This window comes from Microbacterium sp. NPDC060132, from assembly GCF_042729675.1.
Taxonomy (GTDB): domain Bacteria; phylum Actinomycetota; class Actinomycetes; order Actinomycetales; family Microbacteriaceae; genus Microbacterium; species Microbacterium sufflavum.
Window position 1 is genome coordinate 127,354 of record NZ_JBHWXU010000002.1, and the last position, 16,576, is coordinate 143,929.

Below are 16,576 nucleotides of genomic sequence, written 5' to 3' on the forward strand. Positions count from 1 at the left end.
ATGCCTCTTCTTCTAGCCCTGCGCCTGGCAGGTCTCCCACAGCGTGCTGGACTCGGTCACACCCAGGCAGGGGTCGAACGTGAAGACGACCAGCGTGCCGAGGATGATGAGCAGGCCGGCGGCCAGCCCGAGTGCCCACACGAGTGCCTTGCGGGCGGTGGCGTTGGTCACGTAGTCGTTCACGATCGTGCGCATGCCGTTGGCGCCGTGGATGAGCGCGAGCCACAGCATCAGCACGTCCCACCACTGCCAGAACGGCGTGGCGAACTTGCCGGCGATGAACGCGAAGTCGAGGGCGTGGATGCCCTCGCCGAGCATGAGGTTGACGAAGAGGTGGCCGAAGATCAGCACGACGAGCACGACGCCCGACACGCGCATGAAGACCCAGCCCCACTTCTCCAGGTTCACCCCGCGCTGACGGCGGGCGGGGGCGACGGCGGTCTGAGCGCTCATCAGTGTCCTCCTCCGAAGCCGGCGAATGCGAGCATCAGGTGGCGGGGCACGAAGCCGGCCATGATGATGCCCCAGACGAGCAGAACGCCCCAGAAGAGCTGGCGCTGGTACTTGGCGCCCTTCGACCAGAAGTCCACGGCGATGATGCGCAGACCGTTCATGGCGTGGAACACGATGCCGGCCACGAGCACGACCTCGCCGAGCGCCATGACCGGGTTCTTGTACGTGCCGATGACCGCGTCGTACGCCTCCGGCGACACCCTGATGAGCGCCGTGTCGAGCACGTGCACCAACAGGAAGAAGAAGATGGCGACTCCGGTGATGCGGTGAAGCACCCACGACCACATGCCTTCGCGACCCCGGTAGAGGGTGCCGCGGGGGGTCTTGGACGTGGTTTCCGAAATCGACGGTGTCAAGCGAGCGCTTGTGGACACGGTCGTCCTCCCTGGATCGATGTGACTCGGTCGCGTGCGCCGTCTCGACCCCTCGAAGTGCTGGGGAGGGGCAGGCACGCCCGATCGCCCTCCATCCTATTCCTGTGAGAAGGCCGTGGGCGACGAAGGGGACCCTAACCAGCGTGCGCCGCCCGGATCCGGTCGGGACCGCGTCGCCGCGGAGCGGCTCACGGGGACCGAGCGGGCCGGCTGGGTACGCTGGCCGGGTGAGCGAACCCATCGAGGACTTCTACGCGGTGATCCCGGCCGGAGGCATCGGCAGCAGGCTGTGGCCGCTCTCCCGGGCGGATGCGCCGAAGTTCCTGCACGACCTGACCGGCTCCGGCCACTCGCTGCTGCGCGACACGTGGGACCGCCTCGAGCCTCTCGCCGGACCCGATCGGATCGCGGTGGTCACGGGACGGGCGCACCGGGCGGCGGTGGAGGCCGAGCTGCCCGGCATCGCCGATCTGAACGTGTTCCTGGAGTCGGAGCCGCGCGAGTCCGCCGCGGCGATCGGACTGGCCGCCGCCGTGCTGCACCGGCGCGACCCCGATGTGATCATCGGCTCGTTCAGCGCCGATCACGTCATCCGCGGCACGCGCGTGTTCGAGTTCGCGGTGCGAGACGCGGTCGAGGTCGCTCGCGAGGGGTACATCTGCACGATCGGCATCGCCCCCACGGAGCCCGCGGTCGGCTTCGGATACATCAAGAAGGGCTCCGAGCTCGTCGTCGAGCGTGCCCGTGAGGCCGCGCTCGTCGAGAGCTTCGTGGAGAAGCCCGACCTGGAGACGGCCAAGGCGTACCTCGCCGACCGGGGCTACCTGTGGAACGCGGGCATGTTCATCGCCAAGGCGAGCGTCCTGCTCGACGAGCTCGCCGCGAACGAGCCGGAGCTGCACGCCGGGCTGCTCGAACTGGCCGAGGCGTGGGACGATCGCGAGCGACGGGGCCCGGTCGTCGACCGCATCTGGCCGCGCCTCAAGAAGACGGCGATCGACTATGCGGTCGCCGAGCCCGCCGCGCGTCGTGGTCGCCTCGCCGTCGTCCCCGGGCACTTCGACTGGGACGATGTCGGCGACTTCGCGTCGCTCACCAAGCTCATCACCAACGGCAGGAAGAACGACCTCGCCGTTCTCGGGCCGCGGGCGCGGGTGCTCACGGATGCCGCCAGCGGCATCCTCGTCAGCCAGACCTCCCGCGTCATCAGCCTCGTCGGCGTCAAGGACATCGTCGTGGTCGACACCCCCGACGCGCTTCTCGTCACGACGGTGGAGAACGCGCAGCGCGTGAAGGGCGTCGTGGAGTCGCTGAAGCTGAACGGACAGGGCGACGTGCTCTGATGAGCAGTGATCGGTGCTCATCGGGTGGGTTGATTTCAGCTTTGTAACCTTTCGCCAGCGCCAGGGGCGACGTGCGTGCACGAAGGCTGAAACACTAGGTAACTTTGATCGATCCGCGATGGTCGCGGTTCCGTTGAGGGAGGCATGAGTTGACCATCTCCACCACCAAGAAGCTTCTCGGCGCGACCGTCGCCGCGGGCGTCATCTTCGCGCTCGCCGGTTGCGGCCAGGCACCGACCGACGAGGCCGGGGGATCGGACAAGCCGGCCGACTCCGACTTCCTGCCCTGCCTGATCTCCGACGCGGGCGGCTGGAACGACAAGTCGTTCAACCAGTCGGCCAAGGAGGGCATGGACAGCGCCGCCGAGGAGCTCGACATCAAGCCGCTCGAGTTCGAGTCGGCGAACGACAACGACTACGCGCCGAACCTCGAGACCGCGGTGTCCGAGGGCTGCTCGCTCATCGTCTCGGTCGGCTTCAAGCTGTCGGCCGCCACGGTCGAGTCGGCGCTCGCGAACCCCGAGATCGACTACGCGATCATCGATGACTGGGCCGACAACGACTTCGACGGCGAGGTCGACGCGCCCAACATCAAGCCCCTCGTGTTCGACACGGCTCAGGCCGCCTACCTCGGCGGCTACGCGGCCGCGGCGTGGTCGGCGCAGAGCGGTGTGAACAAGGTCGGCACCTTCGGCGGCATGCAGATCCCGTCGGTCGCCGTGTTCATGGACGGCTACCAGCTCGGGGTCGAGAAGTACAACGAGGACAAGTCGGCTTCGGTCCAGGTCTTCGGATGGGATGCGGCGACGCAGGAGGGCTCCTTCACGGGTGGCTTCGACGCGAACGACACCGCCAAGCAGACCGCTCAGGGCGTGCTCGACCAGGGTGTCGACGTGATCCTCCCGGTCGGTGGCCCCGTCTACCAGAGCGCCGCGGCGGCCATCACCGACAGCGGCAAGGACACCCTGATGCTCGGCGTGGACAGCGACCTCGCGGTTGCCGACCCGAGTGTTGCGGGCATGACGCTCGTGTCGATCATGAAGGCCATCGACGTGGCTGTGCACGACGCGACGATCGCGGCCGCCAAGGGCGACTTCGACCCGGAGCCCTACGTCGGGACGCTCGAGAACGAGGGCGTCAAGCTGTCCGGCTTCGGCGACTTCGAGTCCCAGCTGCCCGAGGGCCTGATGGACGAGCTGAAGACGCTGCAGGAGCAGATCATCTCCGGCGACATCACGGTGGAGTCGAAGAACTCGCCGTGATCTGAAACGGTCCGACACGGGGCGAGTGGTGAGCAGGCTGCCACTCGCCCCGTGCCGTGGACGGACGACGATTCTCCTGAATGACACTTCTGGATAAGGTGCAGATATGAAGCTCGAACTTCGCGGCATCACCAAGCGATTCGGCAGCCTCGTGGCCAACGACCACATCGATCTGGTGGTCGAACCGGGGCAGATCCACGCCCTCCTCGGGGAGAACGGCGCGGGAAAGTCCACCCTCATGAACGTCCTCTACGGCCTGTACCAGGCCGATGAGGGAGAGATCCTCCTCGACGACGAGGTGCAGCACTTCCGCGGCCCGGGTGACGCGATGGCTGCGGGGATCGGCATGGTGCACCAGCACTTCATGCTCGTACCGGTGTTCACGGTCGCCGAGAACGTGATGCTCGGCCACGAGCAGACCAAGGCGCTCGGCACCCTCGACATCGCGAAGGCCCGCCAGCACGTGCGGGACGTCGCCGCGCGCTTCGGCTTCGACATCGACCCCGACGCGATCGTGGGCGACCTGCCCGTCGGCGTGCAGCAGCGGGTCGAGATCATCAAGGCGCTCTCGCGCGACGCGAAGGTGCTCGTGTTCGACGAGCCCACCGCGGTGCTGACCCCCCAGGAGACCGATGAGCTCATGGGCATCATGCGGCAGCTGCGCGACGAGGGCACCGCGATCGTGTTCATCACGCACAAGCTCCGCGAGGTGCGGGAGGTCGCCGACACCATCACGATCGTCCGCCTCGGCCGGATCGTGGGGGAGGCGTCGCCGACTGCGTCGAACGCGGAGCTCGCCTCGCTCATGGTCGGCCGCGCGGTCGAGCTGACGGTGCACAAGGAGGCGCCGCGACTCGGCGAGGGCGGGCTGGCGGTGTCCGGACTGCGGGTGCTCACCACGGGGGGCGCGATCGTCGTGGACGGCGTCGACTTCACCGTGCGACCGGGCGAGGTGCTCGCGATCGCCGGCGTGCAGGGCAACGGCCAGACCGAGCTCGTGGAGGCCATCGTCGGTCTCGCGGCGCGCGTCGAGGGCAGCATCGTGCTCGACGGCAAGGAGCTGGTCGGCAAGAGCGTGCGCGCCATCCTCGACGCGGGAGTCGGGTTCGTCCCGGAGGACCGCACGGAGGACGGCCTGGTCGGCGGGTTCTCGGTCGCCGAGAACCTGGTGCTCGACCGCTCGGACGACCCGGCGTTCAGTCGCGCCGGCACGCTCAAGCGCGCCGTGCTCGAGGAGTTCGCGCGCGAGCGCATCAAGGAGTACGACATCCGCGCGCAGGGGCCCCACACCCCGGCGGGCACGCTGTCGGGTGGAAACCAGCAGAAGGTGGTCATCGCCCGGGAGATGAGCCGCGACCTGCGCCTGCTCGTGGCGGCGCAGCCCACTCGCGGCGTCGACGTCGGCTCGATCGAGTTCATCCACAAGCGGATCATCGAGACGCGCGACGCCGGGATCCCCGTCGTCGTGGTCTCCACGGAGCTGGACGAGGTCGCAGCTCTCGCGGACCGGATCGCGGTCATGTACCGCGGCACGATCGTCGGCATCGTCCCGGGTGACACGCCCCGGGAGACACTCGGACTCATGATGGCCGGTGCGGCCGAAGGAGAGGTGGCCGCGTGAGCGGAGCGACACCAGGCGCAGGGGACGCGACCAAGGGGCTCCCACCCGAACAGCTCGCCACGAGCACCGGCACTGTGCCGCGCGACCCCTCCGACGTCCCGCCGCCTCCCCGCGCGAACGTCGTCCTGAAGGAGATCCTGCGGGGGAGCGCCGTCACCACGATCCTGGCGATCGTGCTCGCGCTCATCGTGGGCGGCATCCTCATCGCCTTCACGAACGAAGACGTGCAGGAGGCGTCCGGGTACTTCTTCGCCCGTCCGACCGACACGTTGGCGGCGGCCTGGAACGCCGTCTACAACGGCTACGAGGCGCTCTTCCGCGGCGCGATCTTCAACGCCCGCGGAGCCGACTTCGCCGCGCAGATCCGTCCGCTGACGAACACGCTCGGTTTCGCCGCGCCGCTCATCGCGGCCGGTCTCGGCGTGGCGCTCGCGTTCCGCGTCGGTCTGTTCAACATCGGTGCGCGCGGCCAGATGCTCATCGGTGTCGCGGTCGCGGCGCTGCTGACCTTCTCCCTCGACCTGCCGCTGTGGCTGCACCTGCCCGTCACGCTCCTCGCCGGCATCGCGGGCGGGGCGCTGTGGGGTGCGATCGCCGGTCTCATCAAGGCCCGCACGGGTGCGCACGAGGTGATCCTCACGATCATGCTCAACTACATCGCGTACTACCTGCTGCTGTGGATGATCCGGACGCCCGGCCTGCTGCAGAAGCCGGGCACGAACCAGGCGCTCGGCTCGCCGACACCCGAGTCGGCGCAGTTCCCGACGCTGCTCGGCCCGCAGTTCCCGCTGCTGGACGTGGGCTTCGTGATCGTGATCATCGCGACGCTGTTCGTCTGGTGGCTCCTCGAGCGCTCCTCCCTCGGCCTGCGCATGCGCGCCGTGGGCGAGAACCCGCACGCCGCCCGCGCCGCCGGCATCAGCGTGCAGCGCATCTACGTCTACGCGATGCTCTTCGCGGGAGGCCTCGCCGGACTCGCGGGCATGAACCAGCTGCAGGGCGCCGTGACCACCGGCGTCACCGAGACCATCGACGCGGGCATCGGCTTCGACGCGATCACCGTCGCCCTCCTCGGCCGCAGCCGCGCGTGGGGCACGTTCGCCGCCGGCATCCTGTTCGGCGCGCTCAAGGCCGGATCGTTCTCGATGCAGGCGCAGGACATCCCGGTCGACATCGTGCTGGTCGTGCAGTCGCTCGTGGTGCTGTTCATCGCCGCGCCGCCGCTGCTGCGCACCGTGTTCTTCCTGCCCAAGTCCGACGCGGAGAAGGCCGCCAAGGCGAGAGCCAAGGCCGCGAAGAAGGCGGTGACGGCATGATGTCGCTCGCACAGACCGAGGCCGCAGACGGCACCGTCCAGCTCGCGACCGTGAAGGAGCGCCACCTCAAGGCGCCCATCGTGCTCGCCGTGCTGACCGTGCTGCTCGCGCTGCTGTTCCTCGCGGTACCCCGTAGCGGCACCAGCACCTTCCGGCTCTCCGACCAGTCGTCGGCGTTCGCACTGCCCGACGTGGCCCTGCCCACCTCGTCGACCTTCTGGTTCGTGTTCGCCGTGCTGGTCGTGATCACGGTCGCCTCGTTCCTGCGGGCATGGGTGTATCGTCCGACCTCGCTCTGGCTGGTCGCTGCCTACGGTGTGTTCGCGGTGTTCGGGTTCCTGGTGTGGGCGTCCGCGGGCGGCCTCGTCCCCGTCACGAGCCTGCTGTTCGGCGCGGTGTCGCTGTCGGTCCCGCTGGTGTTCGGTGCCCTCGGCGGCGTGATCGGCGAGCGCGCCGGTGTGGTCAACGTCGCCATCGAGGGGCAGCTGCTGCTCGGCGCGTTCTCGGCCGCCCTGCTGTCGAGCATCACCGGCAACCCGTTCGTGGGTCTGATCGGCGCGATGGTCGGCGGCGTGCTGGTCGCCAGCGTCCTCGCCGCGTTCGCGATCAAGTACCTCGTCGAGCAGGTCATCGTCGGTGTCGTGCTGAACGTGCTCGTCACCGGTCTCACCGGGTTCCTGTACGGCGCGCTCCTGGCACCCAACGAGGCCGAGCTGAACACGCCGGTGCGGTTCACGCGGATCGAGATCCCGCTGCTCAGCGACATCCCGATCATCGGTCCCGTGCTGTTCAACCAGACGTTCATCGGCTACCTGATGTTCCTCACGGTCGCCGTCGTCGCGTGGGGGCTGTACCGCACCCGCTGGGGGCTGCGGCTCCGCGCCGTCGGTGAGCACCCGCAGGCCGCCGACACGGTGGGCATCAAGGTCAACCCGACGCGGTTCTGGAACGTGCTGCTGGCCGGTGCGATCGCGGGCATGGGCGGTGCGTACTTCACGCTCGTCTCGGTGCCGCAGTTCGGCAAGGACATGACGGCGGGACTCGGCTTCATCGCCCTCGCCGCGGTGATCTTCGGCCGCTGGGACCCGATCGGGGCGACGCTGGCGGCACTGCTGTTCGGCTTCGCGACGAACCTGCAGAACCTGCTGTCGATCCTGAAGACGCCGATCCCTGGCGAGTTCATGCTGATGCTGCCGTACGTGGTGACGCTGCTCGCGGTCGCCGGGTTCGCCGGGCAGATCAAGGCGCCTGCCGCCGACGGCAAGCCGTACATCAAGTCGTAGGACGCAGGAAGAAGGAACGACCGTCATGACCGACATCGACTGGGACGAGCTGCGCCAGGTCGCCGCCGACGCGATGACGAAGGCGTACGCGCCGTACTCGCGCTACCGCGTGGGAGCGGCCGCCCTCGTCAGCGACGGACGCATCGTCGCGGGCTGCAACGTGGAGAACGCCTCGTACGGCGTCACGCTGTGTGCGGAGTGCGCGCTCGTCGGCGACCTGCACATGTCGGGCGGTGGGCAGCTCGTGGCGTTCGTGTGCGTCAACAACGACGGCGACACGATCATGCCGTGCGGCCGGTGCCGCCAGCTGCTGTACGAACACGCCGTGCCCGGCATGCTGCTGGAGACCGTCTCCGGCATCCGCACGATCGACGAGGTGCTGCCCGATGCGTTCGGGCCGCGCGACCTGGAGGACGCACGATGACCGTTGAGCCGTTCGACGCCGTGGATGTGATCCGCGCCAAGCGCGACGGCGGGGCGGTGCCGGAGCCGGCGCTGCGCTGGATGGTCGACGCGTACACGCGCGGCTACGTCTCGGACGCGCAGATGGCCTCGTTCGCGATGGCGGTGTTCCAGCGGGGCATGGAGCGCGACGAGATCCGCGTGCTGACCGACGCCATGATCGCCTCCGGCGAGCGGATGAGCTTCGCGACCCTCGGCAAGCCCACGGTCGACAAGCACTCCACGGGTGGTGTCGGCGACAAGATCACCCTGCCGCTCGCACCGCTGGTGGCCTCGTTCGGCGTGGCCGTTCCGCAGCTCAGCGGACGCGGCCTCGGTCACACCGGGGGCACGCTCGACAAGCTCGAGGCGATCCCCGGCTGGCGCGCCGCGCTCAGCAACGAGGAGATGTTCGCCCAGATGCGGGGCGACGTGGGGGCGGTGATCTGCGCCGCGGGTTCCGGCCTCGCCCCCGCCGACAAGAAGCTGTACGCGCTGCGCGACGTGACGGGGACGGTCGAGGCGATCCCGCTGATCGCGTCGAGCATCATGTCGAAGAAGATCGCCGAGGGCACCGACGCGCTCGTGCTCGACGTGAAGTTCGGCTCCGGCGCCTTCATGCAGGACATCGACCGCGCGCGGGAGCTCGCACGCACGATGGTCGCACTCGGCACCGACTCCGGCGTCGCCACGACCGCGCTGCTCACGGACATGAACGTGCCGCTGGGCCGCGCGATCGGCAACGCCAACGAGGTGCGCGAGTCCGTCGAGATCCTGGCGGGCGGAGGCCCGGACGACGTGCGGGCACTGACCGTCGCCCTCGCCAGGGAGATGCTCGCCCTCGCCGGGCAGCCCGACGCCGACGTGGAGGCCGCTCTCGACGACGGCCGCGCGATGGACAGCTGGAAGGCCATGATCCGCGCGCAGGACGGCGACCCCGACGCCGCGCTCCCGGTCGCGAGGGAGACGCACGTCGTGACCGCCGCGTCCGACGGTGTCGTGACGCGCATGGACGCGCTGCCCTTCGGGATCGCCGCGTGGCGCCTCGGTGCCGGGCGGGCCAGGGCCGAGGATCCGGTCATCCACGAGGCCGGCATCGACCTGCACGCCAAGCCGGGCGACCGCGTGACCGCCGGGCAGCCGCTGTTCACCCTGTCCGCGGCCGACGAGGCACGGTTCCCCCGCGCGATCGAGGCGCTGGAGGGGGCGTGGGAGCTCGGCGACCGGGCCCCGGAGGCCGGGCCGATCGTCCGCGAGCGCATCACGGCCTGAGGCCGCGGACGGTAGCCTGAAACCGAAGTCCCGCGACCGAGAGGATCCCCATGTCGATCGATGCGAACGGCGATGCCAGCCTGAACGGCGTCTCCCTGCGGAGCCTGCCCAAGGTGTCGTTGCACGACCACCTCGACGGGGCCGTGCGGCCGGCGACGATCATCGAACTCGCGGACGCCATCGGGCTCGACGTGCCGGAGAACGACCCGCGCGCGCTGGGCACCTGGTTCGCGAAGCAGAGCGACTCCGGCTCGCTGGTCGAATACCTGAAGACATTCGACCTCACGACGGCCGTCATGCAGACGCGCGAAGGGCTCACCCGGGTCGCGCGCGAGTTCGTGCAGGATCTCGCGGCCGACGGCGTGATCTACGGAGAGGTGCGCTGGGCGCCCGAGCAGCACCAGGCCGCGGGGCTCACGCTGGAACAGGCCGTGGAGGCCGTGCAGCAGGGCATCGAGGAGGGCGAGGACGCCGCCGACCGCAACGGTCGCAGCATCCGCATCGGCCAGCTGATCACCGCCATGCGGCACACCGACCGCGCCAGGGAGATCGCGGAGCTCGCGGTCGACTTCCGCGGCCGCGGTGCCGTGGGCTTCGACATCGCCGGGCCGGAGGACGGCTTCCCGCCGTCGAACCACCGCGCCGCGTTCGACTTCCTCGCCGAGAACTTCTTCCCCGTGACCGTTCACGCGGGAGAGGCCGCCGGACTCGCATCGATCCGTTCGGCGCTGCTCGACGGGCGCGCGCTGCGGCTGGGCCACGGTGTGCGCATCGCGGAGGACCTGGAGGTCGTCACGCAGGAGGGCGACGAGGTGCAGGTGCGCTTCGGCGAGCTCGCCCGCTGGGTGCGCGACCGCGAGATCCCGCTCGAGCTGTCGCCGTCGTCGAACCTGCAGACCGGGGCCGTCGCGGCCTGGGGCAACGTGCTGGCCGACCACCCGTTCGACCTGCTCTACCAGCTGGGCTTCGCCGTCACCGTGAACGTAGACAACCGCACCATGAGCGCGACCTCGCTCACGCGGGAGCTGGCGCTGCTGGTGGAGACGTTCGACTACGACCTCGACGACCTCGAGACCTTCCAGTTCAACGCCGCGGCCGCCGCGTTCCTCCCCGTCGAGGAACGCGAGGAGCTCGTGGAGATGATCGCCGAGGGATTCGACGCCTGACCGTGGCTTCCGGGGGGAAGCGACGGGGGCGCGTCGCACTGATCATCTCGCTCGCCGCCGTGCTGGTGGTCGGGGGTGGCGCGGCGGCATACCTGCTGCTGAACCGGGGGGCGGCCGAGGCGGCACCGGCGCGGACGGAGTCGCCGCGCCCCGAGCCGTCGCCGTCGCCGACGCCGCTGACCGCGGTCGAGCAGCTGCTGGCCGACGCCGACAACCCGCTGGCGTGTGCCGTGAGCTTCGCCGGCGAGGGCGCCCCGGCGGATCCGCAGCTGCAGTGGCAGAACGGCCTGTACGTCGCGCTGCCGATCCCGGCCGTGGCGGGGAAGGTGTTCGCCGGGTGGTACCCGACGGCGGCAGACGCGGCGGCCTTCACTCCGGAGGCCCGCGTCAACGGCGCCGACCCCGTGGTGTGCGACGACCAGCGGATCGAGCTGTTCGCGGCCTGGAAGACCCCGGAGGAGAACGCGGCGGAGGGCACGCGCGTGCCGATCCTCATGTACCACCAGTTCACATCGAACCCGGACGGGGAGACGGGCTGGCTGCGCGGGAACTACGCCTACATCGGCGACTTCGACGCGCAGATGAACCACATCGCCACCACGGGCTTCTACCTGCCGACGTGGGACGAGCTCAGCGCGTTCATCGACGGCCGGCTGTTCCTGCCCGCGCGCTCGGTCATCATCACGGACGACGACGCCGACCAGAGCTGGTTCGACCTCGCCGTGCCCGTGATCGACAAGTACCGCCTGCTGTCGACCTCGTTCATGATCACGGCCTACCGGACCGATCCGCCCCCGTCGATCTACGTGCTGCGGCGCTCGCACACCAACGACATGCACCAGGCGGGGGAGAACGGCAAGGGGCGGATGGTGAACTGGACGGCCGATCAGATCGCCGCCGACCTCAACGCCTCGGGCGACGTGCTGGGCGTCCGCGAGGTCATGGCCTACCCCTTCGGACACTACAACGACACGGCGAAGCAGGGCGTGGCGCAGGCCGGCTTCGAGATGGCGCGGACGATCGAGCCCGGGTACGTGCAGATCGGTACGGACAAGCTCGCGCTTCCCGTGGTGCGCATCGACTACGGCATGGGGCTCGACGCCCTGGTGTCGCGGATCGGCTGACGCGTGGCCGCGGTCGTCATCGTCGGTCCCGCCGCCTGGAACAGGATCGTCGTGCTCGACCGGCTGCCGGAGCCGGAACCGCACATGCAGTTCGCCGAGGACAGCTGGGAGACGGTCGGCGGCACGAGTGCGGGCAAGGCGCTGAGCCTGACCGGGCTCGGGCGCGCGGTGGCGCTGCACGCGATCGCGGGGTCGGACGACGACGGCCGGCGGGTGCGCGACGCCCTGGCCGCTGCCGGAGTGCCCGTGCACTGGTCGGACGGCGTGACGGAGCGCCACCTGAACCTCATGACGAGGGCGGGGGAGCGCGTGTCGCTGTACCTGGCGACGCCGGAGGCGGGCGACGGGCGCGACGATGCGGCCCTGGCGGCAGAGCTGGCGGTGGCGGACGCGGTCGTGCTTGACCTGGCCGCTGAACCGTTGCGCCTGCTCCCGCTGGCACGGCGGAGCGGCACGCCGCTCTGGGTGGACGTGCACGACTACGACGGCACGGCCGCGTTCCACCGGCCGTTCCTCGCCGCCGCGCATGCCGTGTTCTGCAACGCCGACCGCCTGGACTCTCCGGTGGAGTTCCTGCGGGCCACGGTCGACGCGGGCGCCCAGCTCGCGGTGTGCACGCTCGGCGCGGACGGCGCGGTGGCGATCGATGCGGACGGGACCGAGGTGCGCGTGCGCGCGGTGCCCACCACGGTCGTCGACACCAACGGCGCAGGCGACGCGTTCCTCGCCGGCGTGCTGGACGCCCGACTGGGCGGAGCCGGGCTCGCCGCCGCGCTGGAGGCCGGGGCGCGGACGGCGTCGCTCGTGCTCGGCACCCGGCACCTGCACCCGCTGCTCGACCCCGTCCTCGGCTGAGAGGTGCCGGTCAGCGGGGAACCGACAGCAGGAACCCGCCCACGATGTCGGTGAGCTGCGCGCGCATCTCCTCCTCGGACAGGGTCGGCTCACCGTCGCCCGCCTGTGGCCCGTAATCGCCGAACGAGGCATGAGAGGCGCCGTCGATCTCGACGAGTTCGGCGTCGGCGGGGAGCATCGGCCGCGCATCGGCGATCTTCTCCGGAGTGGACAGGCCGTCCTCGCTCCCGGCCACGCTGAGCACCGGGAGCTCGGAATCGGACAGGTCGTTCGCGCAGTACGACGCGAACAGCACCAGGGCATCGGCTGCGGTGGCGAGCTGGCAGGCGCGGACGCCGCCCAGGGAGTGGCCGCCGACGGCCCAGGACTCGACATCGGGCGCCGCGGACGTGAAGTCGTCCAGGCCGCGGGGGTCGAAGAACGCGAGGTTCAACCACGGCCGGGTGATCACGACCGTGATGCCCTCCTCGGCGAGGCCCTGGAGCGGGGCCGCATAGGCCCACGGATCGACCTTGGCGCCCGGGATGAACACCAGGCCCCGTTCCGAGTCGCCGTCGGCGGGTTCCAGCACGATGCCTTCGTCGGCGTCGGTCACGGTGATCGCCGAATTGTCACGGACCTCGGCGAGCGGACCCGGTTCGGCCGGCATGACCCCGATCTGGGTGTAGGCGAGCACACCGCCGATCGCGAGGACCAGCACGATGGCCAGAGCCCACAGGACACGTCTCAGGATGCGGCGGCGGGGCTTCTTCTGCACGGAGGCAACGCTACTCCCGTCGGCGGGAGACGGAGGGGTGCGTGGCCAGGTACTCCTCGAACGCCTCCGCCGAGGTGCGCGTGGGCGTGAAGCCGAAATCCTCGATGAGTCGGCGATTGGACAGCACGGGCCGCCAGCGCAGGAACGGCACCTTCTCCGGCCCGTGCTCGGTGAGCCGGAGCATCCGTCCCAGGCGGAGCGCCGCGTCCAGTGCCCACGCGGGGACCACGAGCTGTCGCTTGCCGAGCCGCGCGGCGATCTGCGGCACCGTGAGACGCCCGTCTCCGGCAACGTTGAACACCCCCGCCGGTCCGTCCGTCGCCGCCCGCACCATCGCCGTCGCGACGTCGTCGACCCAGACGAACACGAAGGGGGAGTCGGAGCCCGCGATGCGCAGGATGCGCCGCCCGTCCCAGAGCGCGGTGATCTGATTCCGCACGGTCGGACCGAGGATCGTCCCGATGCGGAACACGACCTGCTCGAGTCCGGGGTGCTCGCTCCGGCAGTCGGACAGCATCTCCTCGACCAGCCGTTTGTGGCGCGCGTACGGGAACGCGTCGTTGCCGCGCAGAGGCGTGCTCTCGTCGATCCAGGCGGGAGCGTCGGGGTGGTAGCCGTACGCGGCGCCCGAGCTCGACACGACGATCCGGCGGACGCCGGTCTCGACGCACGCGGCGAGCACATTCGCGGAGCCGATCACATCGACCCGGTACTCCCGGTCGACGTCGCGACCCGGGTTCACGATCGCGGCGAGGTGCACCACGGTGTCGATCCGGTGGGCGCGCAGCAGGGGCGCGACGGCTGCGGCATCGGTCACGTCGAGCAGCGCGTTCACGACGCCGTCCCGCGCGGGGGTGTCCCGCACATCCGCGGCCACGACCAGCTCCACGTCGTCACGGCGCGCGAGGGCGCTCGCGACGTGCGTGCCGAGGAAACCCGCACCGCCCGTGATCAGCACCCGCCGCATCAGGCCGCCTCGATGCTCATGCGACCACTCGCATCGCCGTGGGGGCTTCCGGTCCGCCGTCGGGTGTGCCGCGCCCACAGCCCGGCGAGCACGAGTCCGGCGATGATGTCCCAGATGCCCCACCAGCCCGCCACGATGGCCATGCCGCCCAGCCCGTCGAAGAAGAGGAAGACCAGGCCCAGGCCGAGCCCGGCGTTGCGGATGCCCACCTCGAAGGTCATGGCCTTGCGCTCGCGGGTGCCCAGTCCGCCGACCACGGCCGTGCCGTAACCGAGGGCCAGCGCGACCGCATCGTGCACGGCGACCACCAGGAGGATGATGCCGAGCACCTGCATGAACACCGTCCAGTTGCCGACCAGGGCGGCCACGATGAAGCCCAGCAGTGCGAGCAGGCTGAACCACTTCACGAAGGGCTGCACGCGCGCGCTCACCCCCGGCAGCTTCGCCCGCAGCAGCAGCCCGAGGGCGAACGGGAGACCGACGATCAGCAGGATCTCGAGCAGCATGCGCCACGGGTCGAGCGAGATGTCGCGCAGCAGCGTGCGTGCGGTCGGGTGCAGCGACCCCCAGAACGTGATGCTCAGCGGCATCGCGACGATGTAGACCAGGTTGCCGACCGCCGTGAGCGACACGGACAGCGCGACGTTGCCGCCCGCGCGATGCGTGAGCACCTGCGAGATGTTGCCGGGCGGACAGCACGCGACCAGCAGCATCCCCAACGCCATCGACGGCGGGACGGGCAGCACCAGCGTGAGCAGGAACGTCGCGACGGGGAGCAGCAGGAGCTGGGCGAGGATCGCGATCGCGAACGGCTTCGGGTGCTTCGCCACGACGCGGAAGTCCTGCGGTGACGTGTCCAGCGCGATGCCGAACATGATCAGGCCGAGCACCACGTTGAGGATCGTGAGCGTGCCGGGGGTGAAGGAGAGCACCACGTCGTCGACGTTCACGCCCCGGCCTCCAGCGACTGCCGCTCCTGCCGGACCGCGCGGCGATAGGCGTCCTTGTTCACGTAGTAGGCCATCCGGTCGAGGCCGAGGTAGTGGTAGCCGCCGGTCACGTCCGGCCACGGGGCCCCGGTCACCCGCTCGCGGAATCGCGCGCCGCGCTCGGGAGCCGTCTCCACCGCGTGCAGGTAGGAGGCGAGGAGCTCGGCCTGCTCGTAGCGCCCCTGCCATCCGATCCCCGACGCCTCGATCATGCCCATCACGAACAGCCCGTTGAAGGAGGAGGGGAACACATTCAGGAACAGCCTCGGGGCCGCCCCGCGCCAGTGCAGGTGCTCCGGATCGACGAACGGGTAGTCGAGGCGGTAGCCGGTGGCGAGCAGGACCAGGTCGTAGTCGTCCGCGCTCCCGTCGCGGAAGTGCACCGTGGAGCCGTCGAAGCGGTCGATGTCGGGTCGGATGCGCAGGTCGCCTTGGCCGAGGTGGTTCAGGACGAGCGTGTTCACGATCGGGTGCGACTCGTACAGCCGGTAGTCGGGCCGGGGGAAGCCGAACCGTACCGGATCGCCCGTGAACGCCCGCAGCACGCGGGTGTCGATCGCCTGCTTGAGCCGGGCGGGCAGCGGTCGGCCCTGGTTGAGCGTGTCGCTGGGACGCCCGAACAGGTAGCGCGGCACGAAGTAGTAGCCGCGGCGCACGCTCATGTCGACCGACGCCGCATGGTGCACGGCGTCGACGGCGATGTCGCACCCCGAGTTGCCCGCGCCGATCAGCAGAACGCGCTTCCCCGCGAGCTGCTGCGGCGACCGGTACGCGCTGGTGTGCTGCAGCTCGCCCGTGAACGCACCGCGGAACGAGGGGACGTTCGGCGTGGCGAGCGTGCCGTTCGCGAGCACCACGCCCGCGTACCACCGGGTGTGCTCGCCGTCCGGTCCCGTGGCGGTGAGGTCCCAGCCGCCGTCGCGGGGTTCGAGCCTGGTCACGGCCGTGTCGAAGCGGAACAGCCCTGTCAGGCCGAAGTGCTCGGCGTAGTCGGTGAAGTACCCCTTGAGCACGCGGTGCCCCGGGTAGTCCGCGGTGGTCCGCATCGGGAACTCCGCGAACTCGGTCGTGGTGCGCGAGGAGATCAGGTGCGCGGACTCGTACATTGTGCTGCGCGGGTTGTCGATGTCCCATAGGCCGCCGACGCCGTGCGACGCGTCGTACCCGTCCACGGCGATGCCGCGCTTCTGCAGCGCTCTGGCTGCTGCCAGGCCCGATGGCCCCGCGCCGATCACGGCGTATCTGTTCATCCCGCTCCCCGCACGTCGCTGTGCTCGAAAAAACGCCCCCGCG

General features: G+C 70.1%; 16 protein-coding genes. 10 read left to right on the top strand and 6 right to left on the bottom strand.

Annotated features, from left to right (window positions below):
• Positions 1 to 12 precede the first annotated feature (12 nt).
• Both ACFWCH_RS17100 and sdhC read right to left on the bottom strand, forming a co-directional pair.
• Entirely contained in the window at positions 13 to 453 is a 441-nt protein-coding gene (locus ACFWCH_RS17100; RefSeq protein WP_136030382.1) for a succinate dehydrogenase hydrophobic membrane anchor subunit, read from the bottom strand.
• Entirely contained in the window at positions 453 to 887 is a 435-nt protein-coding gene (gene sdhC, locus ACFWCH_RS17105) for a succinate dehydrogenase, cytochrome b556 subunit (RefSeq protein ID WP_136030381.1), read from the bottom strand. Before sdhC ends, ACFWCH_RS17100 begins: the two co-directional genes overlap by 1 nt.
• Positions 888 to 1,114: 227 nt before the next feature.
• Between sdhC and ACFWCH_RS17110 the strand changes: the two genes are divergently transcribed.
• The 10 genes from ACFWCH_RS17110 to ACFWCH_RS17155 all read left to right on the top strand — a co-directional run bounded on the left by ACFWCH_RS17110 (position 1,115) and on the right by ACFWCH_RS17155 (position 12,570).
• On the top strand, positions 1,115 to 2,230 hold the full coding sequence (locus ACFWCH_RS17110; RefSeq protein WP_136030378.1) for a mannose-1-phosphate guanylyltransferase: 1,116 nt from the start codon (positions 1,115 to 1,117) through the stop codon (positions 2,228 to 2,230).
• A gap of 149 nt (positions 2,231 to 2,379) precedes the next feature.
• Positions 2,380 to 3,492: a BMP family protein gene (locus ACFWCH_RS17115; RefSeq protein WP_136030376.1), complete on the top strand. Its 1,113-nt coding sequence runs from the start codon at positions 2,380 to 2,382 to the stop codon at positions 3,490 to 3,492.
• Between the two features lie 106 nt (positions 3,493 to 3,598).
• Positions 3,599 to 5,113: an ABC transporter ATP-binding protein gene (locus ACFWCH_RS17120; RefSeq protein ID WP_247639049.1), complete on the top strand. Its 1,515-nt coding sequence runs from the start codon at positions 3,599 to 3,601 to the stop codon at positions 5,111 to 5,113.
• Positions 5,110 to 6,429, top strand: coding sequence for an ABC transporter permease (locus tag ACFWCH_RS17125; protein ID WP_136030370.1), 1,320 nt, complete (start codon positions 5,110 to 5,112; stop codon positions 6,427 to 6,429). The genes ACFWCH_RS17120 and ACFWCH_RS17125 overlap by 4 nt, the downstream gene beginning before the upstream one ends.
• A complete protein-coding gene (locus ACFWCH_RS17130; RefSeq protein WP_378803916.1) occupies positions 6,426 to 7,712 on the top strand; it encodes an ABC transporter permease in 1,287 nt (428 codons plus the stop codon). Before ACFWCH_RS17125 ends, ACFWCH_RS17130 begins: the two co-directional genes overlap by 4 nt.
• A gap of 25 nt (positions 7,713 to 7,737) precedes the next feature.
• Complete coding sequence (locus ACFWCH_RS17135) at positions 7,738 to 8,136, top strand: cytidine deaminase (RefSeq protein ID WP_136030366.1); 399 nt, start codon at positions 7,738 to 7,740, stop codon at positions 8,134 to 8,136.
• Positions 8,133 to 9,425: a thymidine phosphorylase gene (locus ACFWCH_RS17140; protein ID WP_136030364.1), complete on the top strand. Its 1,293-nt coding sequence runs from the start codon at positions 8,133 to 8,135 to the stop codon at positions 9,423 to 9,425. Before ACFWCH_RS17135 ends, ACFWCH_RS17140 begins: the two co-directional genes overlap by 4 nt.
• A 50-nt stretch (positions 9,426 to 9,475) precedes the next feature.
• Positions 9,476 to 10,591, top strand: a complete 1,116-nt coding sequence (locus ACFWCH_RS17145; RefSeq protein WP_136030362.1) for an adenosine deaminase — start codon at positions 9,476 to 9,478, stop codon at positions 10,589 to 10,591.
• A 2-nt stretch (positions 10,592 to 10,593) separates the two neighbouring features.
• Positions 10,594 to 11,715, top strand: coding sequence for a polysaccharide deacetylase family protein (locus tag ACFWCH_RS17150; RefSeq protein WP_247981940.1), 1,122 nt, complete (start codon positions 10,594 to 10,596; stop codon positions 11,713 to 11,715).
• Positions 11,716 to 11,718: 3 nt separating this feature from the next.
• Complete coding sequence (locus ACFWCH_RS17155) at positions 11,719 to 12,570, top strand: carbohydrate kinase family protein (protein WP_240744532.1); 852 nt, start codon at positions 11,719 to 11,721, stop codon at positions 12,568 to 12,570.
• Between the two features lie 10 nt (positions 12,571 to 12,580).
• Here the strand turns inward: ACFWCH_RS17155 and ACFWCH_RS17160 are convergent, their stop codons facing one another.
• Genes ACFWCH_RS17160 through ACFWCH_RS17175 form a run of 4 tightly spaced genes read right to left on the bottom strand, consistent with a single transcriptional unit; the run spans position 12,581 to position 16,533 of the window.
• Positions 12,581 to 13,327 carry an alpha/beta hydrolase gene (locus ACFWCH_RS17160; protein WP_247639045.1) on the bottom strand — a complete coding sequence of 249 codons (747 nt, stop codon included), beginning with the start codon at positions 13,325 to 13,327 and terminating at the stop codon, positions 12,581 to 12,583.
• A 10-nt stretch (positions 13,328 to 13,337) separates the two neighbouring features.
• A complete protein-coding gene (locus ACFWCH_RS17165; RefSeq protein WP_378803917.1) occupies positions 13,338 to 14,294 on the bottom strand; it encodes an SDR family oxidoreductase in 957 nt (318 codons plus the stop codon).
• Entirely contained in the window at positions 14,294 to 15,244 is a 951-nt protein-coding gene (locus tag ACFWCH_RS17170) for a bile acid:sodium symporter family protein (RefSeq protein WP_378803918.1), read from the bottom strand. The genes ACFWCH_RS17165 and ACFWCH_RS17170 overlap by 1 nt, the downstream gene beginning before the upstream one ends.
• On the bottom strand, positions 15,241 to 16,533 hold the full coding sequence (locus ACFWCH_RS17175) for a flavin-containing monooxygenase (RefSeq protein WP_378803919.1): 1,293 nt from the start codon (positions 16,531 to 16,533) through the stop codon (positions 15,241 to 15,243). Before ACFWCH_RS17175 ends, ACFWCH_RS17170 begins: the two co-directional genes overlap by 4 nt.
• Positions 16,534 to 16,576: the final 43 nt, after the last annotated feature.

Bases quoted from the DNA above. Each gene is read 5' to 3' on its own strand.
- ACFWCH_RS17100 (WP_136030382.1), bottom strand. From the start codon at position 453: ATGAGCGCTCAGACCGCCGTCGCCCCCGCCCGCCGTCAGCGCGGGGTG.
- ACFWCH_RS17120 (WP_247639049.1), top strand. From the start codon at position 3,599: ATGAAGCTCGAACTTCGCGGCATCACCAAGCGATTCGGCAGCCTCGTG.
- ACFWCH_RS17130 (WP_378803916.1), top strand. From the start codon at position 6,426: ATGATGTCGCTCGCACAGACCGAGGCCGCAGACGGCACCGTCCAGCTC.
- ACFWCH_RS17135 (WP_136030366.1), top strand. From the start codon at position 7,738: ATGACCGACATCGACTGGGACGAGCTGCGCCAGGTCGCCGCCGACGCG.
- ACFWCH_RS17140 (WP_136030364.1), top strand. From the start codon at position 8,133: ATGACCGTTGAGCCGTTCGACGCCGTGGATGTGATCCGCGCCAAGCGC.
- ACFWCH_RS17145 (WP_136030362.1), top strand. From the start codon at position 9,476: ATGTCGATCGATGCGAACGGCGATGCCAGCCTGAACGGCGTCTCCCTG.
- ACFWCH_RS17165 (WP_378803917.1), bottom strand. From the start codon at position 14,294: ATGCGGCGGGTGCTGATCACGGGCGGTGCGGGTTTCCTCGGCACGCAC.
- ACFWCH_RS17175 (WP_378803919.1), bottom strand. From the start codon at position 16,533: ATGAACAGATACGCCGTGATCGGCGCGGGGCCATCGGGCCTGGCAGCA.